We start from the raw sequence: 22,524 nt of genomic DNA on the forward strand, positions 1-22,524 counted from the left end.
AGCTGTTATAAAACTCCTTAAGAGGGCTAACTCTCTTTTGTTCATCTAAAACTAAACTTTGACTCTTATATCACTAGAACTTCTCCTTATCGTTATTGCGCTCAAAACACCTTTAGGTCCACCCAAAGGAACACTTTTTGAGCGAATTTGATTACGAGAAAACCTCCTGTTTCCTACCTCATTAGGTTTTTTGCCAAGATCTACTATATCAGCTCCTGATACCGCTCTACTATCTTTATTAACAACAGTAACACCAGAAACATCAGAACGCGCAGGTGATGCAGGAGTTGACTTATTGCTTTTGTACTTTTTAAGAGGTGAGTTTGAGCTACTGCCACGGCCAGAATCAAAAGATGCAGCATTAGTATGTAATTCAGGGCTACTAGGCTTAGCAGGAGATTTTCCAAGTGCTGAATCATTACTTTTAATTGAATTTTTACGACTTGAAGACGCATTACTTTCTAGATAATCATTAGGTATTGGTAAAAAATTTTGTTTACTACTTGAAGGGGCAGTATTATTTGCTACTTCAGCATAAATGCAGACAGCCCTGTTACGCTGCTCAATAGCAAATTCTAGCGCTTTCTCAACATAACCTATATCACAAGGCACCTTCTTCATAATGGTATTCATATTATGAAGATTAAAGTTAAACGAGACTGTAATAGTATTATGGTCCTTTTGTGTAAGATTTATAAAATTATGAAAAATTTCATTAGTTTCCTTACCTTTATATAAATTATATACTTCCTCTACATGCTCTTGATCCCTCATTTTGTCAGAATCTTCTCCATAATAATCAAAACTTACAATGCTGTCATTAGCCTTTGCTGTGTGTACGCACCTAATCCACGTTTCTTTTATAAATTGTTCACAATCTGAATTCATTCCTTCTTTAGCACTTAGATCATGATAAAAAATGTTAAATAACGTAAGTAATTTTGTTGGATATTGTCCTAATATTTCAGTGGGAAAGTCTTCTATTGCTCTTTGTACTGCTTCGTCGGCTCTATGTTTATGGATGTATGTGCAATCACATAGATCATCATTTTCATCTAATATAGACCCATTTTTTATAGAAAAACTATACTTATTCAAAAGATCCTCTACTTCTCTTTTTCGTTTAGATGTATTACCGTCACCTCTAGGAAAGGCCCAACCAACAACATATCCCTTATTTTTATCATCTTCATCCAAATCAAGATCATTTGGAAGATTTGTCACATTTAGCTTAAATGATAAAATCTGAAAAATAAACATATAGTATAAATTATTTATTACCTTTTTATCTAAAGGAACTTTAAACTTGACTCCCCTTCTACTGCTAGTGCTAAATCGACCTGGACTCATGCAAAAAGGAAAGCTTTTAACATCAAAATTACTTTCTTTAAATGAAGTTATAGCGCCTTTATATTTTGCAGTTACTTGCTCTAAATATTTTTGACACTCTTCTTGTTTACCATTAGGAAATAGCATACAAATTTGATCTTTGCTTCGATAACTTTTTGCTTTTCCAAACTGAAAATTAGTATAAGTGCCTGTTATTGTTAAAAATTCTATATTTAAAGCTTGTACAAAAGCTTCTTTACTTTTTAAATTCCATTTCATATCCCCTCCGAGGTATAACCATAGCTAAATTATATATCAAATATAACATATCTCAATCACATTTATTTTCCATAAATTTTACTCTGATTTATCTCTAATTGTTGAACATTAACTTCCTGCACCCATGAATTTGGTTGCTCTTTTTGCGCTTGTAACTCTGTATTTTGATTTTTACTACCAGAAGAAAATTTTCGACTTTTTTTCACTTCATCTTGATTTACTGGAATTTGCTTTTGGGTTTGACCACTTGCTTTTGCAGCAGTAGGTACTTTTTGAGTAGTTGTTTCTTTACCACCACCCATTCCTAGTTCCATATGCTTTGCTGCATAAATGTTTGCAAGTGCAAGAAGCGTATATAGTAGTTTTAAAAAGCCACTATTATCTTTAGCAATGTTTTGTGATAGAGGAATGAGACTTAAATTGTTATTTAGCTCTTGAACAGGCATGAAAGGTTTGGTTTTGATGTTTTCCATACCTTTATTATTTTGAGAAACATTACTAATTTGTCCTACAAAGCTACCTGAGCTTAATAGACTATCAACTTTTTGCCATTGCCCTTTTGTTGTTACTATTTCTTTTGCTTTATTCACCATTTCAGCAACAGTTTGCATGGCACCAATTGTCAAAATCCATTCTGTAGTTCTGTTTAAACCTTGCTCCAGCGAAAGCTCAAAAAGTTTAGCTTTAAGTTCCATCAAGAGTTCTAATTGTTTTTTAATTTGACTAACAACCTCTGGATCGTTTTCACTACTTAACTGCTCCTCTAACGCTTTTATTTGTAGTTTTAGCATTTCTTTTAAAGTTAATTCTTTTTTGAAAAGCTTTTTTCGAATGGCATCAAGAAATGAAAACAGTAAATTTTTCCTTTTTTGTTTTTCTTTTGTAAGAACTAGCTCATCTCCTAGCTTTAAATCCAAATTTAAATTAAGCACTTCATTGAAAAAGTTTAGTAGTTTTAAAACTTTCTTCCAAAATACTTCACTAATATCTAGTTTTTTACTAAATTCTTTGTCTAATTCATTCTCTACTACATCTATTGAATCTAAAAGTTCATTTAAACCTGCTTCAGGCCCTAATCTTTTGAGGAGATTGTGTTTTAACAGATCATCACACTTTTGCTCTAACTGCTGAGTAAGATTTCCACTCTGTAGGTCCTCTATCCTTATTTTACCCAGAAAGATGCTGTCCCCATCCTCCTGAGGTTGTGGTATAATATTTTTATTTAGATAAACTTTGCCCATTAATCCCTACTTAAGTAACGCAATAGAAAATATCTTAGCATATAAGGTTTAAAAGTCATAAAATATATAAAATAAATTATACACATTATTTCACAATTATCATTTTAAACTACTTATAATATCTCTAATTTTCGCAGCTTTTTCAAATTCCAAGTTTTCTGCATACTCCAGCATCTGCTTCCTTAATGCTTCTTTGCTTGTCTGTTTGCAATTTACTTCCTCATCCCCTGTTACTCTATTTTGCAGGGAACTCAAAACAGATTTTACTATACTTACTGGCTTTATATTATGTAACTCATTATAATCTTTTTGTATTTTTCTCCTCCTTTCAGTTTCCTTTAATGCTCTCTCCAATGATTTTGTCATCTTATTTGCATAAAGAACCACCCTACCATTGACATTGCGTGCTGCACGTCCGATGGTTTGGATAAGTGAAGTTTCACAGCGTAAAAATCCTTCTTTATCGGCATCAAGAATTCCAACTAACGCACATTCAGGAATATCAAGCCCTTCTCTCAATAAATTCACCCCCACTAAAACATGTATACCACCTGTACGCAATTTATTTATAACTTCAATTCTTTCAAAAGTATTAATGTCAGAATGCAAATAATTGGCTTTAGTGCCAATTTCACACATATAGTCAGCTAAATTCTCTGCCATTTTTTTTGTTAAGGTGGTAATTAAAACGCAGCATCCCTCCTTTATTACAGTTTGTGATTCATAAATAATATCATCTACTTGGTTTTCTGTAGGTTTAACAATACAAATTGGATCTAAAAGGCCTGTTGGCCTTATGACTTGTTCAGTGAATAATCCCTTCGTTTTTTCTAGCTCGTATTTCCCAGGTGTAGCTGAAATGTAAATAGTTTGTGGACGCATATTTTCCCATTCTTCAAATTTTAGAGGTCTATTATCTAAAGCAGAAGGAAGTCTAAAGCCGTAATCAACTAAATTTGATTTACGCGCACGATCACCACTGTACATAGCACCTATTTGTGGAATTGTTACATGGCTTTCATCAATAAACAGAATTGCATTTTGTGGTAGATATTCAAACAGTGTTGGTGGCGGTTCACCCGCTTTTTTACCAGAGAGATAACGCGAGTAATTTTCAATTCCTTTGCAACTTCCTGCTTCTCTAATCATTTCTATATCAAAATTTGTCCTTTGCTCTAGACGTTTAGCTTCAACTATTTTGTTTTGCGCATAGTAACATTCTACACGCTCATTCATTTCCTTTTTAATCAAATCAATCGCCTGCAAAAGCGTTGGTCTTGGAGTTACATAGTGATTATTTGCAAAAATAGTGATCTTATCTAAATTACTAATGACTTTATTTGTCAGCACATCAATTTCAAAAATTTCCTCTATCTCATCACCAAAAAACGACAAACGCCAAGCTCTGTTTTCGAGATGAGAAGGAAATATATCAACTGTATCGCCACGCACCCTGACCGTGCCACGACTAAACTCATACTCTGAACGCTTATATTGAAGTTCAGTAAGCTTATTTAATAACATAGGAATTTTTATCACATCACCTACATTTAAAGATACTACCATATGCAAATATGCTTCTGGAGAACCAAGGCCATAAATACAAGAAACACTAGCTACAACTATAACATCAGGTCTCTCAAGCAGAGAACGCGTAGCGGAGTGCCTAAGTAAATCTATTCTTTCATTTATAACTGAATCCTTTTCAATATAAGTGTCAGTTTGTGGTAAATAAGCTTCCGGCTGATAATAATCATAATAAGAAACAAAATACTCTACAGCATTACCTGGAAAAAACGCTTTCATTTCTTCATATAACTGTGCTGCTAAAGTTTTATTGTGAGCAATAATAAGAGCTGGCCTTTGTGTTCTCTCTATAATATTTGCAGCAGTGAAAGTTTTACCTGAACCAGTAATACCCAAAAGTACTTGATCTTTTTTGCCACTTTCAAGCCCTAAAGTTAGCTCATCAATAGCTTTAGGTTGATCACCTGTAGGCTTAAAATTTGCAGAGATCTTAAAAGCATTCATAAGCTTAAGGTCAATTCAGATCATTACTCTGTACTACACTAAGGTTAATAATTGCCACATTCTTTTCATCAGGTTTTATATGATCTATAACCATATCATTAGTAGTTGTAAGAAGATCAGAAGGAGAAATTATTGTCCGCTTTCCCCCCTCTTGTATTTTTAGAACTCCAAGTTCAATAGCTAGTGGTACCTTACCATCACCAACTTTAAAACGTGCAGATTGGTTGTCAGTAAATAATTCACCATTATGCTTGCGCACCGAATAGTTTATCTCTACCTCATCACCACACATTACTGGCATACCACTTGTATAGTTTGCATCATCAAAAATCATTAAATTATCAACTGAAGATGGAGACTCAGTTTTAACAGAGAGAAGTTTTATATAGTAGGATTTTTTATCACTGGTATTTGCATCCTCTGCATTATCCATATTATGGTTAATCAATATAATGCGTTCCCCACCTTCTTTCATACCAATTATTCCTAAGTCCAATTCTTTTTCCTCCCCTATCTTACGCTCAGAGGTAGAACTGATGTTAAGATTCATAAACTTTTGCAAATACTGTTCCTTATTTAGGATATTATCATAATTTAAGAGCTTATACACCTGTAATGAAACCTTGCTTCCGCATAGAGCTTTTTTACCATTACCATAGCTTATGTCATAAAAATTTACTAAATCTTTAAATTCTTTTTGCTTTCTTATTTTCTTCAAGTAATCAAGTAGCCCATGTTTTTCTATATAATAGTCAATTCTAGCCTCAAGAATAGGCTTTAGCAAAGAAAAAGCTATTGTCTGGATAATCCCATCATTTAAATTATTGATCTCATATCCTTTGTCTGGCTTTTTTTCTGCCTTGCCTACATCACCTTTATTTGTAAAATAAGAAACAGATAAACTAAAAGTAGTAATAAGTAAGGTAATTACAACTCCTATCCATAGCAACTTGGGCACAAGTTTTTTCACTACAAATTTCTTAAGTAACTTGAACACAAACTCTTCCATTACAAATCTCTTATTAACTCTACCACAGAGTATAAATAATTAGTTCTATTTAAAAATAAATTAAGGTAATTAGCTGCATCATCAAGTAACTTTTTTATGTATTCTTTCGTATTTTCTAAACCTATTGAAAGTACAATATTACTTGTTTCATTCTTTTGCAAATAGTCATTAAGGTCATCTTTTGCTTGAAATGCAAGACCGATCTTTATTCCATAGCTTGATAAAGCTTTGCATTCTTCACCTGACGCTCCACCCATTATTGCTCCAATTTCACATGCAGCAGAAAAAAGTTTAGCAGTTTTTAGCAAATGCACGTCATGTACTTTACCAACATTGCTAGCAACCAAATCCAAAACCTGCCCTCCTACCATACCATTATATCCAATAGCAGTAGATAAAGTCTTAATTACTCTGACGCATTTATTACTATCCTCTATAGAAGTAGATAGTACTTCAAATGCCAAAGTAAGCAATGCATCTCCAGCAAGTATTGCAGTTGCTTCGTCAAATTTTTTATGACATGCTGGTTGACCTCGACGAAAGTCACTGTTATCCATACAAGGCAAGTCGTCATGTATTAAGGAATAAACATGGATAAACTCAACTGCAGCTGCAACTTTTAAAATTTCTTTTATTCCAAAAATCCAAGAAGAGGCAAAAACAAGAAATGGCCGCAAATGCTTAGCAGGAGCAAGAACGCTATAACGCATAGCTAAATGTAATCTATTAGAATTATCTTGAGGCAATATTCTATGTATTTCACTAACAAGCAATCTGCTAAAATCAGTTATAGTAAGATCAGACAACTACTTAATCCTTTTTTGAACAATATAACTTATTATTTAATAAAGTTTTGCAAATATTTGAACTTATATACCATCAAAAAATCTCAAAACTTTATTTTCTATAAATTAAATTTTCATAAATATTCTACTATTATTGAAGTTTTGTTCTTTACAAGGAATTAGAATAAAAAAATGAAAAAAGCTTTTCTATTCTTCATTATATTTTTCTTAAGTTCTTTCCTTATCAATTGAACCAACACCCGAGTATAGAAACATTATATACCCCTGATTCTACACATCTTTTGAACTATCTCTTTTGCTTCTTGTCTTATCTTACCCTATTTTCAGGCAAATTCTATACTATATGATCTACATAACATCCCTTCAAATCCCTTTCCTTTGATTATATTATTGTAAAAATGGACTTCAAGTTTCAGGTTGTTCTCCCAAATTTGAGACGATACCACAGGTTAGTTGTTTAGTCCCATCAAGTAATGGTATTCCTTAGTAGAAAAGGAGATATTATGGGACAGATATTACACAAACGCGCCAATACGCTGTGCGAACAGAATTACAGCGTTACAATCGCGCAGTTAAGTAAACAATATAACCCGAATACTCCCTTTTTAAAACTTCTCTCATTTCTGTGCATTCAAGTACTATGAGCTAAAATCGAGAGATAAAATAGAGTACTAATTCTCTTTTAGATTAGTTATATTTTTATTATCCAATTGGCTAGTTTTGAATGCACAGCATAATTTAACTAAAATTTTCTTCTTATTAGGATTTATGATAATATAATTCAAATGTTAGCCTTTGTGGTGGAATGGTAGACACGATAGACTCAAAATCTATTGCTTGCAAAAGCATGCCGGTTCAAGTCCGGCCAAAGGTACATTTTAAAAATACACATCATTCACATAATTTGCTACATATTCAACTAAACTACATGCAGCAGTATCACTAGCAAGATCTATATCACGTGCTTTCACTTGCATTTCATGCGAACTACACTCAATATCTCCTCTGTTTATAGTAAATGCAGGAGAATCGTAAGAATGATCCTGAGCATTTATATGATTATTGAAATAATGAAATTTATTTTGACTATCGTAGTAACCAAATTCGTCTATGAGTGATCCTATCTTTTTTCCTCCATTGCCTATCTCATACACGTCTACACCATGCTGACTAGAATTTGAATAACTAGCACTGTTCATTTTAACAACAAATGATGGGCTTGAGCCATTTTTGGCATAATATTTTTCAAAATCAATATTTTTTATACTCTTAAGATTTTCTGGACTAATTAGCTTGTAGTCACTTGGGATCTTATAATATTCTTGTCCGCCTTCATTACAGAAGGCTAACTTATACCCATCTTCTTCAGTTCTTATCACTTTTAAGAAGTGATATTGCGGTGGCAGATCAATACTAACTTGAGGGTTGAAGTGGTCATAGATATAAATCCTATTGTCAAAAAAGTAGTGTCCTACCGAAGAAAAAGTACCAATCTTATTACCTTCTAGTTTTATCTCAGCTTCATATCTACCCGCTACTTCGTTACCTCTTACGAATTCTACTTTTACTTCTTGAGGTATGACGTTTACCCCCTGTGAGATCGTTTTGATCTCTTTAGTTATTGCCTGATCAAAAGCTTGATCTTGGTGAGCAAAGTCAGCTACCCGTTGGTTAAGCTCATCGAGATCATTCTTCTTAGCAAGCTCCTTCAGATCGTCTTTTTCAACAAGGTTTTTTAAATCAAGTTTTTCATCGTCCTTAATACCTAAATCTTCCTTCTTGACAAGATCCTTTATCTTATCAGTTTCATCTTTAATACCTTCAACTTTCCTGGTAAGGTCGCCTAGATCGCTCTTCTTAGCAAGGCCTTGTAGATCAGCTGTCTTAGCAAGTTCCTTTAGATCATTCTTTTGAGCAAGATTACTGAGATCAGGTATATCATCTTTTTTAGCAAGGTTGCTTATATCAGGTAGATCGGTTGTTTTAGCAAGATCCTTTATCTTATCAGTCTCAGTTTTAATATCCTTTATCTTATCAGTAGCATCTTTAATACCTTTAACTTCCTTAGTAAGGTCATCGAGATCATTCTTTTTAGCAAGTTCCTTTAAATCAACACTTTCTTTTTCAACACCCAAATCTTCCTTCTTGACAAGATTCTTTAGATCACTCTTCTCAGCAAGCTTCTTTAAATCAACACTTTCTTTTTCAACACCCAAATCTGATTTTTTAACAAGGTTTTCTAAATCACCAAGCATACCCTTTACTAACATTAAAAGTGTTTTTGGTTCAATACGAAGGTCAAAAAAATAACTATGCAAACACTCATCTAATTTTTTAACTTCATCAGCAATCTCTCTTTTACCATCATCGTCTTTATTCAATTTTGCATATGCATCGAGCCATTTTGTTACCTCTGGTTCGAACTTATTTTCCATAAACTGACATATTTCTTTTGGCATCCTTTTAAGATCATCGCACTTACTCATATTCTATTATTAATTAGTGTGAAAATAATGTGACAACATTAGGTTAAGTTTATACTAAGCGGTGTAACTCATTCTTATAGAAAGAATTGTACGTTTAAGATACACTTGCTAGATATATTACATTTACTTAAGATATGCTTATTGAAATAAAAACACTTCCTCACTATGAGGGTCTGCTGCTTCCGTCTTATGCAACACTACAAAGTGCAGGAATGGATCTTTATGCAGCTATAGATAATCCCGTTAACATAGAGCCGATGAACAGGGAATTGATTCCGGCTGGCATTGCAATTTCAATACCAGATTATTGCGAAGGGCAGATACGCCCAAGGTCGGGCCTAGCAATGAAATTTGGCATAATAGTACTTAATTCACCAGGTACTATAGATTCAGACTATCAGGGAGAGATAAAAGTTTGTTTGATCAATCTAAGTGATAAATTATATATTATAAATAGGGGAGATAGAATAGCACAAATTATAATTAGTCCAATAGTTAAAGTAGAGTGGCAACTGGTTGATGAATTTAATGAAGAAACTAAGCGTGGTAGTGGGGGATTTGGCTCAACTGGCATTTAACATATATCTAAAATGACAGATAATCTAATACTTACAAGATGTTTCTATAGTCCTTACTGTTCTGCATTGGCAAAAATCTAAAATTCTTTGGATTATCACAAAAACAGAAGCATATATTGGACAGGAAAATCCAATATGCCATGCATCTAGGCAGTGTCAACATTTAAAAAGATGGTTAAAAGCAGCTAATATAGCAAGTTTAAGGAGAAATTTAAAAAAACAATAAAAAACTGCAAAAATTCTGCTTCCATGGTTTAAAACATATATGATATAAAGAGAGAGCCAATCTGGAGAGATTGAGGCTGTAGAGGCGGCCTTTAAAGTGGCAGATGTATAGGAAAAGAAGATCTGAATATATTGAATAGGATCTTTGGCGACCTACTGAATAGTTTTAGCTATTTTAGGCTCTTTTGCCTAGAGTAAGGGTTGATATCCTTATAGTTATATGCCTTAAAACATATAACCATAGCGCTTCCAATTATCAACTGGTAGTCTTTTCATGGTGGGAATCCGTGAAAAGGGCTAAAAACGCTCCTCTCTCTGATGTTGTACACCTCTCCAGATTGGCACTAAATCAACAATAGGTCGATTAAAAAATCAACACACAATTCCTAAATCAAATTCTTTTTAACATCTTTTTTCAATTCCCTTTTATCTTTTAATTCTTTTTCTCATATTTTATGAAAAATCTAAGTAGTTGCAAAATACCAAATTATTGATTAATTTCACTGAGCTGTGCTTTGATACGGTATCGCCAGGGTATAAATATTACAAATATTAAATGCTGCTTGCGTAATGTCATTTCTTTGATCGGGCGTTAATTATCGGATTTCCCAATGCATTAACATGAATTTTTGTTGTTTTGCTGTGTCTAAAAAGAAACATTATATTTTTTTAATGTCGACACTACCTAAGAACCCGTTTAAAATCTTCATAAAAAAGAAGAATGAAGGAAAATCTGTAAACTGACATTAAGCTTCCGTTTATAATTTTCCCACCTTTCTTCTTGTTCGTTATTCTTACTTTATCGCATCTTTTTTGATTCTTAACAAACTCGTACAACTTAAACTTAAAAATATACACCATTTACATAATTTGCTACATATTCAACTAAACTACATGTAGCAGTATCACTAGCAAGATCTATATCACCTGTACCCTCATGCATCTTATGCAAGCTACACTTATTATCCTGTCCTTTATTAATGGTAAACAAAAGAGAATCATAAGAATGGTCTTGGGCATCTATATAATTATTGGAATAATGAAATTTACCTTGACTATCGTAGTAACCAAATTCATCTATGAGTGATCCTATCTCTTTTCCTCCATCGCCTATCTCATACACATCTACACCATGCTGGTGAGAATTTGGATTTGGATAACTATCGCTGCTCATTTTAGCAATAAACGATGGATTTGAGCCATTTTTATTATAATATTTTTCGAAATCAATATTTTTTATACTTTTAATATCTATCGGATTTATTAGTCTATGATCATTCGGAACATCATAATATGATTCACCACCTTTATTGCAGAAAGCTAATTTATATTTGCCTTCTTCAGTTTTTACTACTGTTAAAAAGTGAAATTGTGATGGCAAGTCGATACTAATTTCAGGTCTGAGATGATCATAAACATAAATAGTGCCCTCATAAAAATAGTACCCCTCTGGAGAAAAAATACCAATTTTGCTACTGCCATCTGCTAATTGTATCTCAGCTTCATATTTACCTGCTATCTCATTACCCTTGACTAGTTTCACTTTTGCTTCTTGAGACATAGTATTTGTTCTTTGTGACACCGTTGCGATTTGATCAGTTGTTGCCTTATAAAAGGTTTCATCCTTTTGAACTAAATCAGCTACTTGTTGATTAAGAGTGGCAAAATCATCAGTTTTAGCTAGGTCTTTTAAATCATCTGTCTTAGCAAGCTTCTCTAGATCATCTGTCTTAGCAAGCTTCTCTAGATCATCTGTTTTGGCAAGCTTCTCTAGATCATCTGTTTTGGCAAGCTTATCAATTTTACTAGTAGCAGTTTTGATGCTGTTAACCTCTTGAGCAAGACTCTTTAGATCCTGTTCTTTTGCAAGGCCATCCAAGTTAACTGGTGCATTAGTAGGACTGTTGATTTGTTTGGTAAGATCCTTTATATCATCTTTTTTAGCAAGCTGTTTTAGATCAAAATTTGCGTTTTTAATACCTAAATCCCCTTTTGTGACAAGGTTATCTAAATCCCCTTTTTTAATGAAACCCTTTAAATCATTTATCTTAACCATGCTCTTCAAATCATCTGTTTTGGCAAGACTGTCTATCTTTTTATAAATATTATCTAAAGCTGGAATAAATGCATCAGCTGTAATACCAACTTCTTTAAAAAAAGTGTGATATTCTTGATCCAACAGTGTCAATATTCCACTGAAGTGATCTTTATACTTCTCGTCTATACTCTTATACACTTTTCTTGAATCATCAATCAATTGATTGAAATTATTACATAGTGTTTTCGCAGGTTCTTTTTGGACGTCACACAATTTCTTAGTCTCTTCTCCCATATAATTCTCCCTTAATTATCAATTATCTGTAAATAACACGAAAGTATTAATCTTATACTAAAAATAGTATAATTCATTTTACAACAAGAGTTGTACGTTAAGGTACATTACGTTGACTAATGAAGATGCTTATCAGAATCAAATTTATAATTGCCACTATCTTATGCAATACTATAAAATACAGAAAAAGAAATTAAACACAGCAATAGATGGTTTAGTTTAACTGACATTTAGCACATATCCAAAACAGTTTATGACAGATAACTTAATATTGACAAAACGTTTCTACAGTCGTTCTACACTTACTGTTGCTGCAGAGCTGCTTGGTAAAACTCTAAAATTCTTCAGCTACAGAGGCATTATTACAGAAACAGAAGCATATATTGGACAGGAAGATCCAGCATGTCATGCATCTAAAGGCTATACCAAACGTACTACAGTGATGTTCGGTCCGCCGGGTTTTTCTTATATATACTTCATCTACGGTATGTATTATTGTTTTAACGTAGTAACAGAAAAGCAAGGATATCCAGCTGCAGTACTCATTCGTGGGATTAAGCTTATAGAACCAAATACACTAGACATAAATGGGCCAGGCAAGTTATGCAAAACACTCAATATGACGAAAGAACATAATCAACAAGATTTAACATTGAACCACAACTTTTGTATTTATAATTCAGATATTTCACTAGATTATATATGTACCCCAAGAATAGGTATAAGCCAAGGTAAAGAAAAATTTTGGCGATTTTGTGCAATTTAGGACTATAAATAAAAACATTGTATATCAAATTAAGGGTAAAATAATGAACAATATTCTTTTAGGAGTAAATATAGACCATGTAGCAACACTGAGAAACGCACGTGGCACATCATATCCAAACCCTTTAGATATAGCCTTAGCTGCAATAAGTGCAGGTGCTGACTTCATCACAGTTCATCTAAGAGAAGATAGAAGACATATAAAAGACCAGGATGTGCGAAATTTAAAAAATAATATTGGAGAAACAAAACTAAATTTAGAAATTGCACCAACACATGAAATGCTAACAATAGCAAAACAAATAAAACCTTACTCTATTTGCATAGTACCAGAAAATAGAAAGGAAATAACAACTGAGAGAGGCTTATATCTTATAAATGAGAATCTAAGAAGAGAATTAACAATTTTGATAAAGGAAGCACATAAGCTGGACATTAAAGTGTCACTCTTTGTTGAGCCGAACGTAGAACAACTTAAGTATGTAAAAGAGTTACAAGCAGATGTTGTAGAGCTCCACACCGGTAATTATTGCAACAACCCATCAGCAAAAGAATTTAAGCTCATTACTACTACAGCAAAATATCTAGTTGAACACAAAATAGAATGTCATGCCGGACACGGGTTAACCTACGAAAGTGCTGCAGTAATAGCAAAGATACCACACATTTCAGCACTCAACATAGGACACTTTTTAATATGCAACGCTCTCTTTAACGGAATAGAGCACTCAATAAAAAAAATGAAGGCAATTTTAACTAAGAATTAATACCTTCTTTAAGACTTATACTTTCTTTAAATCTCACTCTTTTTTGTGCAGGCACAGTAATCTTTTCACCTTTCTTCTGAGGATTATGGCATTGCTTTTCTTTACAATGAATAACCTTTAAGGTACCTACTTGATGCAAACGAACCTCACCTTTTTCGTATAACTTATCCTTTATCACTTGCATAAAAATATCATATATTTCACTAATATGAAATTTTTTTATAGAATTGAATTTATTAGCACATTGTTCAAATACTTCATCAACAACTTCACTTTTACTCATATATATACCTTTCTTATTCAAAAAATTTTAACACAGATAGAATATTAAGTCCTTAGTTATAGTCAACTAAATTTATCATTTAAACTCATTTTATGGATAAAAAGGAATATTTGATAGCCCTGTCATTTCATCAAAACCAAACATTATATTAAAATTTTGTAAGGCTTGACCAGCTGCACCTTTGAGTAAATTATCTATCGATGACACTACAACTATACTATTTTCTATCCTTCCCAAGAATACGCCAATTTGACATTGATTTGTACCAACTACGGAACGAATATTCATGGATTTATTCGCATTAATTAAAATAAAAGAAGCATCCTTATAAAAGGACTTCAGTTTACTATTTATATAGTCTAAAGAGTAACTTTCTTTAAGATTTAAATATATACTACATAAGATTCCCCTACTTATTGGAATTAAATGTGGAGTAAATTGTACCCTAACATCTTTTTGTAGAATTAACCCAGCTTCTTGTTCAATCTCTGGTATATGGCGATGATTAGAGATTTTATATGCTTTAACGCTGCCATTTACCTCACAAAATAAATTCTCATTACTTAAACTTCTTCCTGCACCACTAACTCCTGATTTAGCATCAATAATGATAGATTCCTCTTTTACTATACCTAATTTTAATAAGGGCAAAAGCGGCAAAAGAACAGAAGTAGCGTAACAACCAGGACATGCAACTAAGCAAGCAGTTTTTATATTCTCTCTATATATTTCTGATAAACCATAAACGGCATCTTTAACTAAGTCTGGAGATTTATGTGCACCATACCACTCTTCATATAAAGATAAATTCTTAATTCGAAAATCAGCAGATAGATCAATTACTTTTACTTTTTTAGGTATTTTTGAAATTAGACGATTAGATTGACCGTGAGGTAAACACAAAAAAACAGCATCTAAATTATCAAAATAAACCTCATCTATACTGATAACAAACAAATCATCATTTAAAATATGGGGATAAATCTTAGATAACAAACCAGTGTTCTGATTCGCTGATAAATATTCAATAGTAACACTAGGATGATTAAGTAAAAGGCGTACAACCTCAATACCGGTGTAGCCAGTTGCACCAATTACTGCAACTCTTTTACATTCCATAAAAAGAATTATCTCTTAGAAAACTGAGGCCTTTTCCTAGCTTTATGTAATCCAGGCTTCTTGCGCTCAACTTGACGTGAATCCCTAGTTAAAAAACCTTCATTACGCAGTATAGAATGTAGGTCAGGACTTATCTTAGCTAATGCTCTACTTATTCCATGAGCTAAAGCACCAGCTTGACCGGAAAGCCCTCCACCTTTTGTAGTTGCAATAACATCATATTTATCAAGAGTAGAGGTTGCAATAAATGGACCTTGCAAAAGCTTAAAAATAGATTCTCTTTTTAGATAGCTAAGAGCATCTTCTTTATTTTTTCTGCTTCTTTTAATTACAAATCTACCTGTACCAGGCTGAATCCACACCCTTGCAATTGCTTCCTTTCTTCTACCAGTGTGTGGTTTCAACAAACTTTCTTTTTGATCTACAATATCACTCATCCATTACACCTTTTATTTTTTCTATTCAACAAGCCAAAATCCAACTCTACAGGTTTTTGTCCGTGATGTTTATGTTCTGAGCCAGAATATACGTACAGATTCTTTAAACGCTTTCTTGCCATAGGACCATCATCTAACATTCGCTCTACAGCCATTTTTATAACCCGCTCGGGAAATTTGCCACCTAAAATATTTTTAGGAGTACAACTCTTTAAACCACCAGGATAACCTGTATGTCTATAATAAACTTTATCTTTAAATTTATTTCCAGAAAAACACACCTTTTCAGCATTAATTACTATAATATTATCACCACAGTCCATGTGAGGAGTATACTCTGGTTTATTTTTACCACGCAATATTTTTGCAATAAAAGCTGCAAGCCTGCCAACGACTATATCACTTGCATCTATAAGTATCCATTTTTTAATGATATCACTTTCTTTTAGTGAAAAAGTTTTCATCTTTAAATTGCAAATAAACAAAGGTTAAAGTTATAAAATTAGTACATATTTGTCAATTGTTAATTTGAGATAGCATCTAAACTATTTAATTTGGATTATGTATAATTATAAGGGGAATGATCTTGCTTCACATGCATTGTTAATTACTGCATCACAAACTGTTGGTAAAACCGTAATCAAGGGGATAGCAGAAAACAGTGGTACTGACTTAACAATCCAGGCATTAAAGCTCATGGGTGTTAAAATTACTAAAAATGATGATGTATATACAGTACATGGAGTTGGAGTTGGCGGGCTGGTTGCCCCAAAAAATGTATTGGATGTGGGCAATTCCAACACATTAGCGCATCTTCTCATTGGTCTTCTATCAACATATTCCTTTACCTCTTTCTTGACTGGTGATATAGATTTACGCTCAAAATCCATCAGTGAAACGATTAAAGCTTTATCATCTATGTGCATAGGTTTCATTTCTAATGACAATTCATTTCCCATAGCTGTTGTTGGTTATGATAGTACAATACCTATTTCCTATACTTTAACTATTCCTTCAACTGAGATAAAATCTGCAATACTTTTTGCTGCTTTAAACACCGCTGGTAAAACAACAATAACAGAGGTAAAACCGACAAACAATTGCACCGAAGCAATCTTAAAAAGATTTGGTGCTAACTTAAATGTTAATAAGGATATAAATGGTCACAATACTATTATCATATATGGTAGAGAAGAATTGCCCGCACAAGAAAAATCACTTGACATATAAATGCTACAGGCTAATTAATATAAAATTAACTTTGCATATTTAGGTTATATCTTATCAAAATTGGAGAATAAAATGTTTGGTTTTTTGAAGTGTATTAGAATATTTCCTATAGTCTTAGTGGCGTTGTTAGTATTATCGATCTTTCCAGACCATGCTACTGCTACTGATGGTACTAAGGCTGATGTGTTTGCAGGTGTATTCTGCAATGTTTTCAAGGTTGCAAAAGATATAGGTAAGCCGCTACTTCTCTTAATAGTTCTTTTCATAGCTGCTTTAGCTTATTTTGGTAAGGTTCAGCTGATTACGATAATTATGATAGTTGTCGGCGCAGCTATTTTCTTTGGTGCTCCTACAGTAGTTAATCTTATAACTACTGGTGGTGATGGTGACGCAACAAAACTATGTGCAGCAAATGGTTATGATGTTCTTAAAGGTGAAGATAATTCGTAATTGATAAAGTAAGTTTTATCTTCCATTAATAGCATAAAGTGAAGTTTTTAAGTAGTTTACACAGCTTTAAGTTCATCAGTAAAATTAAGGAGATTTTTAGAGCTGACAGAAAAATAGATTGCTTAGCAGAGCTTGAAGACTTACTAATTACTATGGATATTGGAGTTGAAGCTGCAAGTACTATAGTTAGTAAATTTTCAAAATTTAATGGTAATATTGAAGCGGTTCAAAAAAGAATTATAGATGAAATAGAAGAGATTTTAAAGTCAATAGAAAGGCCACTTAATCTAAATGCTAAGCCACATGTAATAATGTTTTGTGGGGTAAATGGTAATGGCAAAACTACTACAATAGGTAAGCTTGCATATAAGTATAAAAAACTAGGGAAGGAAGTGGCACTTGTTGCGTGTGATACCTTTCGCGCTGCAGCAACAGAACAACTAGAAGCTTGGTCAGAACGAGTAAAGTGCAATATAATTACTGGTAAACATGGTAGCGATCCTGCAAGCGTTGCTTATAAGGCAATGGAAGAAGCAGTTAAAAATAATATAGACGTTTTACTCATTGATACTGCAGGTAGGCTACACAATAACGCTAATTTTATGGAAGAGTTAGCAAAAATACGCAAAATCATTCAAAAACAAGATCAATCCGCACCACATAACACCATCTTAGTACTGGATGCAACAACAGGACAAAATGCTTATAATCAAGTAGAGAAATTCAAAGAAATTGCTGATATCAATGGTCTCATTATAACTAAATTAGATGGTAGTGCTAAAGGTGGAGTAGTGGTAGGACTTGCACAAAAATATAAAATTAACCTACATGCTATTGGAGTAGGGGAAGGTATAGAAGATCTAAAGAATTTTAATGCTAGAGAATTTGCCGAAGCATTGTTTTATTCTTTCTAAAATTCCATTTTTAGGGTCTAAGATAAGTATCAATATATGTTGTTTGAATCTATAGCTCACACATGATAGATTGCCCCAAGTAAGGTTGTGTGATAAAAAGGTATATTAGGTAAAAGAGGAGTTAAAACCATATAGTGAAGATTTGAGAGAACGAGTTTAAAAAGTGAAAGAAAGATGAGCATGAAAAAGAGATGTTCAATATCGACAATATACCGATGGCGTAAGATGAGGAGATAATGTAAAACCAGCTTTTAAAAAGGAGATAGTCATACAATCAAAAATATAGATGATTTTAACAAATTTTTATATAAAAATCAGGATATTACAGTTGACCAAATAATCGAAAAATTTGGTAAAAAGCACAGTATTGCAAAAAAGTTGGTTATACATATAAATTTCTGTATCAGGAAAGAGATGGGAAAAAGCGTAAAGAATTTATAGAAAAAGCAGCTAAAATAAACAAAGAAGACTTAATATTTATAGATGAATCTGGCATTGATGATAACGCATTTATGCATATGGATGGGCTGCAAAAGGTTATTTGCTGATAGGCCTGAATTCAAAAGAAAAAGAATTAGTATTATTGGAGCATTGAATCAGGGAAGGATTGTAGCGCCAATGATATTTGAAAGTTACTGTAACAGTGAAATTTTTGAAGCCTATGTCGAGAATACTCTTGTTCCAGTATTAAAGCCAGGACAAACTATAATTATGGATAATGCAAGCTTTCATAAATCCATAAAAATAAGAGAATTAATAGAAAATTCTGGCTGTAAATTAATGTTTTTACCGCCATATTCCCCTGATTTAAATCCTATTGAACATATTTGGTTTACCATTAAACACGCTGTGAGAAAAACACTACCAACCTTTTGGCCAAACATTAACGATGCTATTGATTTTATATTCCAAAAATCCGGGAATTGGGTTAGTTATAGATTAGCAGGAACATGCAGTAAATTATGCTAAACCGGATTTTCAGCTCAACTGAATTTTCAATCTACAAGGAAAGAAAATGTCAAATGGTTAAAGCCCAATTTGCATAGTCCAATATTTTGTTTATAGCACCTGCTTATACAAGGCATTTCCACTAGGCTCTGTGAACAGCTATATAAGATAAAATATAAAACGTGAATTAATATGGACTGAATACATATAAGAGACAAAATAGGAACAAATTTTTGCATTCTTAAAAAGCAGGACAATAGTCCGATCTCACACTTGGATATAACTGAAGATCAAGCCCCTAAAATTTACCCTAACGTCAGGACAAAAGAACGAAATCTGATTAAAAATGTTTCCACTGTAGTAGCTGATAATTGCTATATGCTTTTGTAGCCAGTCTTAAAAACAAGAAATGCAAATTCCTCCAACAGGAAAGTGCAATGATTGTACAAGTAATTCGGAAAAATAAAAAATTTCAGCAGGATTTTTTGCAGATTCGATAAATGGTTTTTATGGGATTTTTGAATTTTATGGCTGTTCACAGAGCTTTACCACTTTTGCTTTCCTCTTAAAAAGTTATAATATTATACACTAGTTTCAAGTGTACTTGATTGACTAGCATGTTCTGATTGCGATTGATCTAAAGTACTGGATACTGCATCATATTCTATCTCTTGATGATTACTACGCCATTTTTTTACTACAAAGCAACATACTATTCCAACAACAATTGCACCCAAAGTGCCAGTAACAATTCCTGCTGTTGATCCGCTATCATCCTTTTGAGTAGGTGATATATCTGTTTGGTTAAACTCAGGTGAACTCTTACCATTAAATATAGTCAGTATATTTGGGGTATTTTGCATCACAATTCCTAATATAGCAGCTGCTGCAGTATTTGCCATTGATAAAATCAAAGTTGTTGAACCTAAAACAGTAGTACTGTTAGCGTCTGCAACGGCAGTATTTTCAGCTGTGCAATTTCTTAAATCAAAAGCACCATTGCTTCTATTAGTGTTGCATATCTGTTCCATAGTACTTTTAATATCTGGTTTTATTGTATCTAAGGTAGTAGCCCCTATCGTGCTGAATTGAGCGTTAAACTCCGTTTCCAACAACTTAACTATCTGTTGGTTGCCTTTAGAACGCGCAAGCTCTATATCTTCTTTTCCTACTTTTGCATGATAACGAAGTAGAGTTTGAGTAATTTCAAATCTTTCATAATAAAGAGAATAGTATAGTGCGCTTTTGCCGCCGTTATCTTTAATGCTTATTTCTTTACTTATATGTTCATCTACTGATTCCTCAAGTAATTTTTGCTTTTTCCCTTCAGATACGATGACATTGATTATCTTTTGTGCAATAGAATCTTTCTTATGTATGATTGCGTTAATCAACGAAGTTCTTCTATATTCACCTTTAATACGGATATCAGCACCATGTTCTATGAGCGTATTAGCTATTGAATCTGGGCAATCTTGATCTACAATTGCATCGTCTAGCAAAGTACTGTAATAAGACCATCCTTGATGATTATGATGAACTCTATGATTGATATTATCTAATGTAGCTTCTTTTAAAGCTTCTTCAACTTTTTGTAAATTACAATCATCAACAGCTTTTCTCAAAATAGCATTTCTTAAGACATTAATATCTTCTTTCATTAACTCCCCCATATTAAAGTGAACATAATAACTACTCCCCGTACTAAAATAAATAAAAAAGTTAAAGCAATCTGCTCTTAAGAAAAGTGAGTTGTTTGCAAATCAGATTTGTGCTAATATTTTAACTCCTGAGAAATTAAGATATGAAAATGAATGAACTATTAAGGTTAACTATTGCGCAGATGCACGAAGGATTAAAGAGAAGGGAATTCTCTGCAGTTGAGCTTGCAAAAGCACATATAGATGCAGTTAAGAATGAAAAACTTAACGCATTTGTAACTAAAACGCCTGAGATAGCATTTGCAGCTGCAAAAAGAGCTGATGAAACTATTGCTAAACAGGATATTACCTCACCAATGTTGGGTATACCAGTTGGAATAAAAGATCTCTTTTGTACTAAAGGGATTAGGACTACAGCGTGTTCTAAAATGCTAGAAAATTTTATTCCGACTTATGAAGCCCATGTTTCTCGCTTACTCTTGGAAAAAGGAGCAGTCATGCTTGGTAAGCTTAATATGGATGAGTTTGCTATGGGATCTGCAAATACTAATAGTTACTTCGGCCCTGTGGAAAACGTTTGGAGGCGAAGTAGTGATGGAGAAAAAGTGGTTCCAGGTGGGTCATCAGGAGGATCTGCTGTAGCGGTTGCTAGTTTTTTGTGTGCTGGAAGTTTAGGTAGCGATACTGGTGGTTCTGTGCGTCAACCTGCAGCTTATTGCGGCATAGTAGGGATTAAACCCACTTATGGTCGTTGCTCTCGATATGGTATGATTGCTTTTGCAAGTTCTTTAGATCAAGCTGGCGTATTTGCTCGCTCTATTGAAGATGCAGCGTTAATGCTAGAAGCAATATCTGGTTATGATAAAAGAGATTCAACTTCTGTGAATAAGGAGGTTCCTGCCTTTTCCTCTTATATTAATAACAGCATAAAAGGAAAGCGTATTGGTATTCCTAAGGAATATAATATGGATGGAGTGCAAGATGAAGTAGTTTCTTTATGGGAAAAAGGTGAGGATTGGTTGAGAAGCGGTGGTGCAGAAATAGTTGAAATTAGCTTGCCTCATACTAAATATGCATTACCTGTTTATTATACTATTTCTTCTGCTGAGAGTTCGTCAAACCTTGCACGTTATGATGGTGTTCGTTATGGGCTGCGTGTCCAAACAGAAGCGCTTGAAGAGATGTATGAATCAACTAGAGCTGAAGGTTTTGGTCTGGAAGTAAAAAGAAGAATCTTAATGGGAGCATATGCTCTTTCACCTGGTCACTATGATATGTATTATAACAAAGCTGAATGTGCACGAACCTTAATAAAACAGGATTTTATTAATGCCTTTGAAAAAGTAGACTATATTTTAGCTCCATCATCTCCCACAGGTGCATTTGGGTTAAACGATAAGCCAAATCCTTTGATGATGTGTATCAATGATGTTTTTACAGTTCCTGCAAGTTTAGCCGGCCTACCTGCAATGTCTGTACCTGCAGGGCTTTCAAGTGAAGGGTTACCTTTAGGGTTGCAAATAATCGGTAATTACTATGATGAAGCTGGTATTTTAAATATAGCAAATGTAATAGAAAAATCTGCTGGAAGAGTAATAGAAAAATTAGTATTTTAGCGTTACTATTTATACGAT

General features: G+C 33.2%; 20 protein-coding genes and 1 tRNA gene. 9 read left to right on the top strand and 12 right to left on the bottom strand.

From position 1 onward, the window contains the following. Positions 1-51: 51 nt before the first annotated feature. The 5 genes from AACL19_RS06660 to AACL19_RS06680 form a co-directional block, all read right to left on the bottom strand. Positions 52-1,608, bottom strand: a complete 1,557-nt coding sequence (locus tag AACL19_RS06660; RefSeq protein WP_339045699.1) for a hypothetical protein — start codon at positions 1,606-1,608, stop codon at positions 52-54. Between the two features lie 62 nt (positions 1,609-1,670). Further along, complete coding sequence (locus AACL19_RS06665; RefSeq protein ID WP_339045700.1) at positions 1,671-2,849, bottom strand: hypothetical protein; 1,179 nt, start codon at positions 2,847-2,849, stop codon at positions 1,671-1,673. A 99-nt stretch (positions 2,850-2,948) separates the two neighbouring features. Continuing rightward, entirely contained in the window at positions 2,949-4,880 is a 1,932-nt protein-coding gene (uvrB, locus tag AACL19_RS06670) for an excinuclease ABC subunit UvrB (RefSeq protein WP_339045701.1), read from the bottom strand. 10 nt (positions 4,881-4,890) lie between these two features. Then, a complete protein-coding gene (locus tag AACL19_RS06675) occupies positions 4,891-5,889 on the bottom strand; it encodes an FKBP-type peptidyl-prolyl cis-trans isomerase (RefSeq protein WP_339045702.1) in 999 nt (332 codons plus the stop codon). Then, a complete protein-coding gene (locus tag AACL19_RS06680; protein ID WP_339045703.1) occupies positions 5,889-6,695 on the bottom strand; it encodes a polyprenyl synthetase family protein in 807 nt (268 codons plus the stop codon). The genes AACL19_RS06675 and AACL19_RS06680 overlap by 1 nt, the downstream gene beginning before the upstream one ends. 791 nt (positions 6,696-7,486) lie before the next feature. Between AACL19_RS06680 and AACL19_RS06685 the strand changes: the two genes are divergently transcribed. Further along, positions 7,487-7,569: transfer RNA gene (locus AACL19_RS06685), tRNA-Leu, on the top strand. Between the two features lie 4 nt (positions 7,570-7,573). On the opposite strand, the gene AACL19_RS06690 is transcribed toward AACL19_RS06685, so the two are convergent. After that, entirely contained in the window at positions 7,574-9,181 is a 1,608-nt protein-coding gene (locus AACL19_RS06690) for a hypothetical protein (RefSeq protein WP_339045704.1), read from the bottom strand. A gap of 134 nt (positions 9,182-9,315) precedes the next feature. Here AACL19_RS06690 and dut point away from each other — a divergent pair, with 134 nt between their 5' ends. After that, positions 9,316-9,759, top strand: coding sequence for a dUTP diphosphatase (gene dut / locus AACL19_RS06695; RefSeq protein ID WP_339045705.1), 444 nt, complete (start codon positions 9,316-9,318; stop codon positions 9,757-9,759). Positions 9,760-10,828: 1,069 nt separating this feature from the next. Here dut and AACL19_RS06700 read toward each other — a convergent pair. Next, on the bottom strand, positions 10,829-12,316 hold the full coding sequence (locus AACL19_RS06700; protein WP_339045706.1) for a hypothetical protein: 1,488 nt from the start codon (positions 12,314-12,316) through the stop codon (positions 10,829-10,831). 253 nt (positions 12,317-12,569) lie between these two features. On the opposite strand from AACL19_RS06700, the gene AACL19_RS06705 reads away from it, so the two are divergent. Together AACL19_RS06705 and AACL19_RS06710 are read left to right on the top strand one after the other, a co-directional pair. Continuing rightward, the gene (locus tag AACL19_RS06705) at positions 12,570-13,082 is read left to right on the top strand and encodes a DNA-3-methyladenine glycosylase (protein WP_339045707.1); all 513 of its coding nucleotides are present in this window, start codon (positions 12,570-12,572) and stop codon (positions 13,080-13,082) included. 52 nt (positions 13,083-13,134) lie between these two features. Then, on the top strand, positions 13,135-13,848 hold the full coding sequence (locus AACL19_RS06710) for a pyridoxine 5'-phosphate synthase (RefSeq protein WP_339046714.1): 714 nt from the start codon (positions 13,135-13,137) through the stop codon (positions 13,846-13,848). Here AACL19_RS06710 and AACL19_RS06715 read toward each other — a convergent pair. The 4 genes from AACL19_RS06715 to rplM all read right to left on the bottom strand — a co-directional run bounded on the left by AACL19_RS06715 (position 13,838) and on the right by rplM (position 16,151). Beyond that, on the bottom strand, positions 13,838-14,131 hold the full coding sequence (locus AACL19_RS06715) for an HU family DNA-binding protein (RefSeq protein ID WP_339045708.1): 294 nt from the start codon (positions 14,129-14,131) through the stop codon (positions 13,838-13,840). The two genes, AACL19_RS06710 and AACL19_RS06715, sit on opposite strands and share 11 nt — an antisense overlap. A gap of 90 nt (positions 14,132-14,221) precedes the next feature. Beyond that, on the bottom strand, positions 14,222-15,250 hold the full coding sequence (gene argC / locus AACL19_RS06720) for an N-acetyl-gamma-glutamyl-phosphate reductase (protein WP_339045709.1): 1,029 nt from the start codon (positions 15,248-15,250) through the stop codon (positions 14,222-14,224). Between the two features lie 8 nt (positions 15,251-15,258). Next, the gene (gene rpsI, locus AACL19_RS06725; RefSeq protein ID WP_339045710.1) at positions 15,259-15,687 is read right to left on the bottom strand and encodes a 30S ribosomal protein S9; all 429 of its coding nucleotides are present in this window, start codon (positions 15,685-15,687) and stop codon (positions 15,259-15,261) included. Beyond that, on the bottom strand, positions 15,684-16,151 hold the full coding sequence (rplM, locus tag AACL19_RS06730) for a 50S ribosomal protein L13 (protein ID WP_339045711.1): 468 nt from the start codon (positions 16,149-16,151) through the stop codon (positions 15,684-15,686). The genes rpsI and rplM overlap by 4 nt, the downstream gene beginning before the upstream one ends. A 97-nt stretch (positions 16,152-16,248) precedes the next feature. Between rplM and AACL19_RS06735 the strand changes: the two genes are divergently transcribed. The 4 genes from AACL19_RS06735 to AACL19_RS06750 all read left to right on the top strand — a co-directional run bounded on the left by AACL19_RS06735 (position 16,249) and on the right by AACL19_RS06750 (position 19,250). After that, positions 16,249-16,917: a hypothetical protein gene (locus AACL19_RS06735; protein WP_339045712.1), complete on the top strand. Its 669-nt coding sequence runs from the start codon at positions 16,249-16,251 to the stop codon at positions 16,915-16,917. A gap of 72 nt (positions 16,918-16,989) precedes the next feature. Continuing rightward, entirely contained in the window at positions 16,990-17,367 is a 378-nt protein-coding gene (locus tag AACL19_RS06740) for a TrbC/VirB2 family protein (protein ID WP_339045713.1), read from the top strand. Positions 17,368-17,405: 38 nt separating this feature from the next. Continuing rightward, the gene (gene ftsY / locus AACL19_RS06745; RefSeq protein WP_339045714.1) at positions 17,406-18,281 is read left to right on the top strand and encodes a signal recognition particle-docking protein FtsY; all 876 of its coding nucleotides are present in this window, start codon (positions 17,406-17,408) and stop codon (positions 18,279-18,281) included. A gap of 483 nt (positions 18,282-18,764) precedes the next feature. Further along, the gene (locus AACL19_RS06750) at positions 18,765-19,250 is read left to right on the top strand and encodes an IS630 family transposase (RefSeq protein ID WP_339045715.1); all 486 of its coding nucleotides are present in this window, start codon (positions 18,765-18,767) and stop codon (positions 19,248-19,250) included. A 560-nt stretch (positions 19,251-19,810) separates the two neighbouring features. Here the strand turns inward: AACL19_RS06750 and AACL19_RS06755 are convergent. Then, entirely contained in the window at positions 19,811-20,890 is a 1,080-nt protein-coding gene (locus AACL19_RS06755) for a hypothetical protein (RefSeq protein ID WP_339045716.1), read from the bottom strand. A gap of 149 nt (positions 20,891-21,039) precedes the next feature. On the opposite strand from AACL19_RS06755, the gene gatA reads away from it, so the two are divergent. After that, positions 21,040-22,506 carry an Asp-tRNA(Asn)/Glu-tRNA(Gln) amidotransferase subunit GatA gene (gene gatA / locus AACL19_RS06760; RefSeq protein WP_339045717.1) on the top strand — a complete coding sequence of 489 codons (1,467 nt, stop codon included), beginning with the start codon at positions 21,040-21,042 and terminating at the stop codon, positions 22,504-22,506. Positions 22,507-22,524 lie beyond the last annotated feature (18 nt).

The organism is Candidatus Mesenet endosymbiont of Agriotes lineatus, assembly GCF_964019585.1.
GTDB lineage: Bacteria > Pseudomonadota > Alphaproteobacteria > Rickettsiales > Anaplasmataceae > Mesenet.

Bases quoted from the DNA above. Each gene is read 5' to 3' on its own strand.
- AACL19_RS06660 (WP_339045699.1), bottom strand. From the start codon at position 1,608: ATGAAATGGAATTTAAAAAGTAAAGAAGCTTTTGTACAAGCTTTAAAT.
- AACL19_RS06665 (WP_339045700.1), bottom strand. From the start codon at position 2,849: ATGGGCAAAGTTTATCTAAATAAAAATATTATACCACAACCTCAGGAG.
- uvrB (WP_339045701.1), bottom strand. From the start codon at position 4,880: ATGAATGCTTTTAAGATCTCTGCAAATTTTAAGCCTACAGGTGATCAA.
- AACL19_RS06675 (WP_339045702.1), bottom strand. From the start codon at position 5,889: ATGGAAGAGTTTGTGTTCAAGTTACTTAAGAAATTTGTAGTGAAAAAA.
- AACL19_RS06690 (WP_339045704.1), bottom strand. From the start codon at position 9,181: ATGAGTAAGTGCGATGATCTTAAAAGGATGCCAAAAGAAATATGTCAG.
- dut (WP_339045705.1), top strand. From the start codon at position 9,316: ATGCTTATTGAAATAAAAACACTTCCTCACTATGAGGGTCTGCTGCTT.
- AACL19_RS06700 (WP_339045706.1), bottom strand. From the start codon at position 12,316: ATGGGAGAAGAGACTAAGAAATTGTGTGACGTCCAAAAAGAACCTGCG.
- AACL19_RS06705 (WP_339045707.1), top strand. From the start codon at position 12,570: ATGACAGATAACTTAATATTGACAAAACGTTTCTACAGTCGTTCTACA.
- AACL19_RS06715 (WP_339045708.1), bottom strand. From the start codon at position 14,131: ATGAGTAAAAGTGAAGTTGTTGATGAAGTATTTGAACAATGTGCTAAT.
- argC (WP_339045709.1), bottom strand. From the start codon at position 15,250: ATGGAATGTAAAAGAGTTGCAGTAATTGGTGCAACTGGCTACACCGGT.
- rpsI (WP_339045710.1), bottom strand. From the start codon at position 15,687: ATGAGTGATATTGTAGATCAAAAAGAAAGTTTGTTGAAACCACACACT.
- rplM (WP_339045711.1), bottom strand. From the start codon at position 16,151: ATGAAAACTTTTTCACTAAAAGAAAGTGATATCATTAAAAAATGGATA.
- AACL19_RS06735 (WP_339045712.1), top strand. From the start codon at position 16,249: ATGTATAATTATAAGGGGAATGATCTTGCTTCACATGCATTGTTAATT.
- AACL19_RS06740 (WP_339045713.1), top strand. From the start codon at position 16,990: ATGTTTGGTTTTTTGAAGTGTATTAGAATATTTCCTATAGTCTTAGTG.
- AACL19_RS06750 (WP_339045715.1), top strand. From the start codon at position 18,765: ATGAATCTGGCATTGATGATAACGCATTTATGCATATGGATGGGCTGC.
- AACL19_RS06755 (WP_339045716.1), bottom strand. From the start codon at position 20,890: ATGAAAGAAGATATTAATGTCTTAAGAAATGCTATTTTGAGAAAAGCT.
- gatA (WP_339045717.1), top strand. From the start codon at position 21,040: ATGAATGAACTATTAAGGTTAACTATTGCGCAGATGCACGAAGGATTA.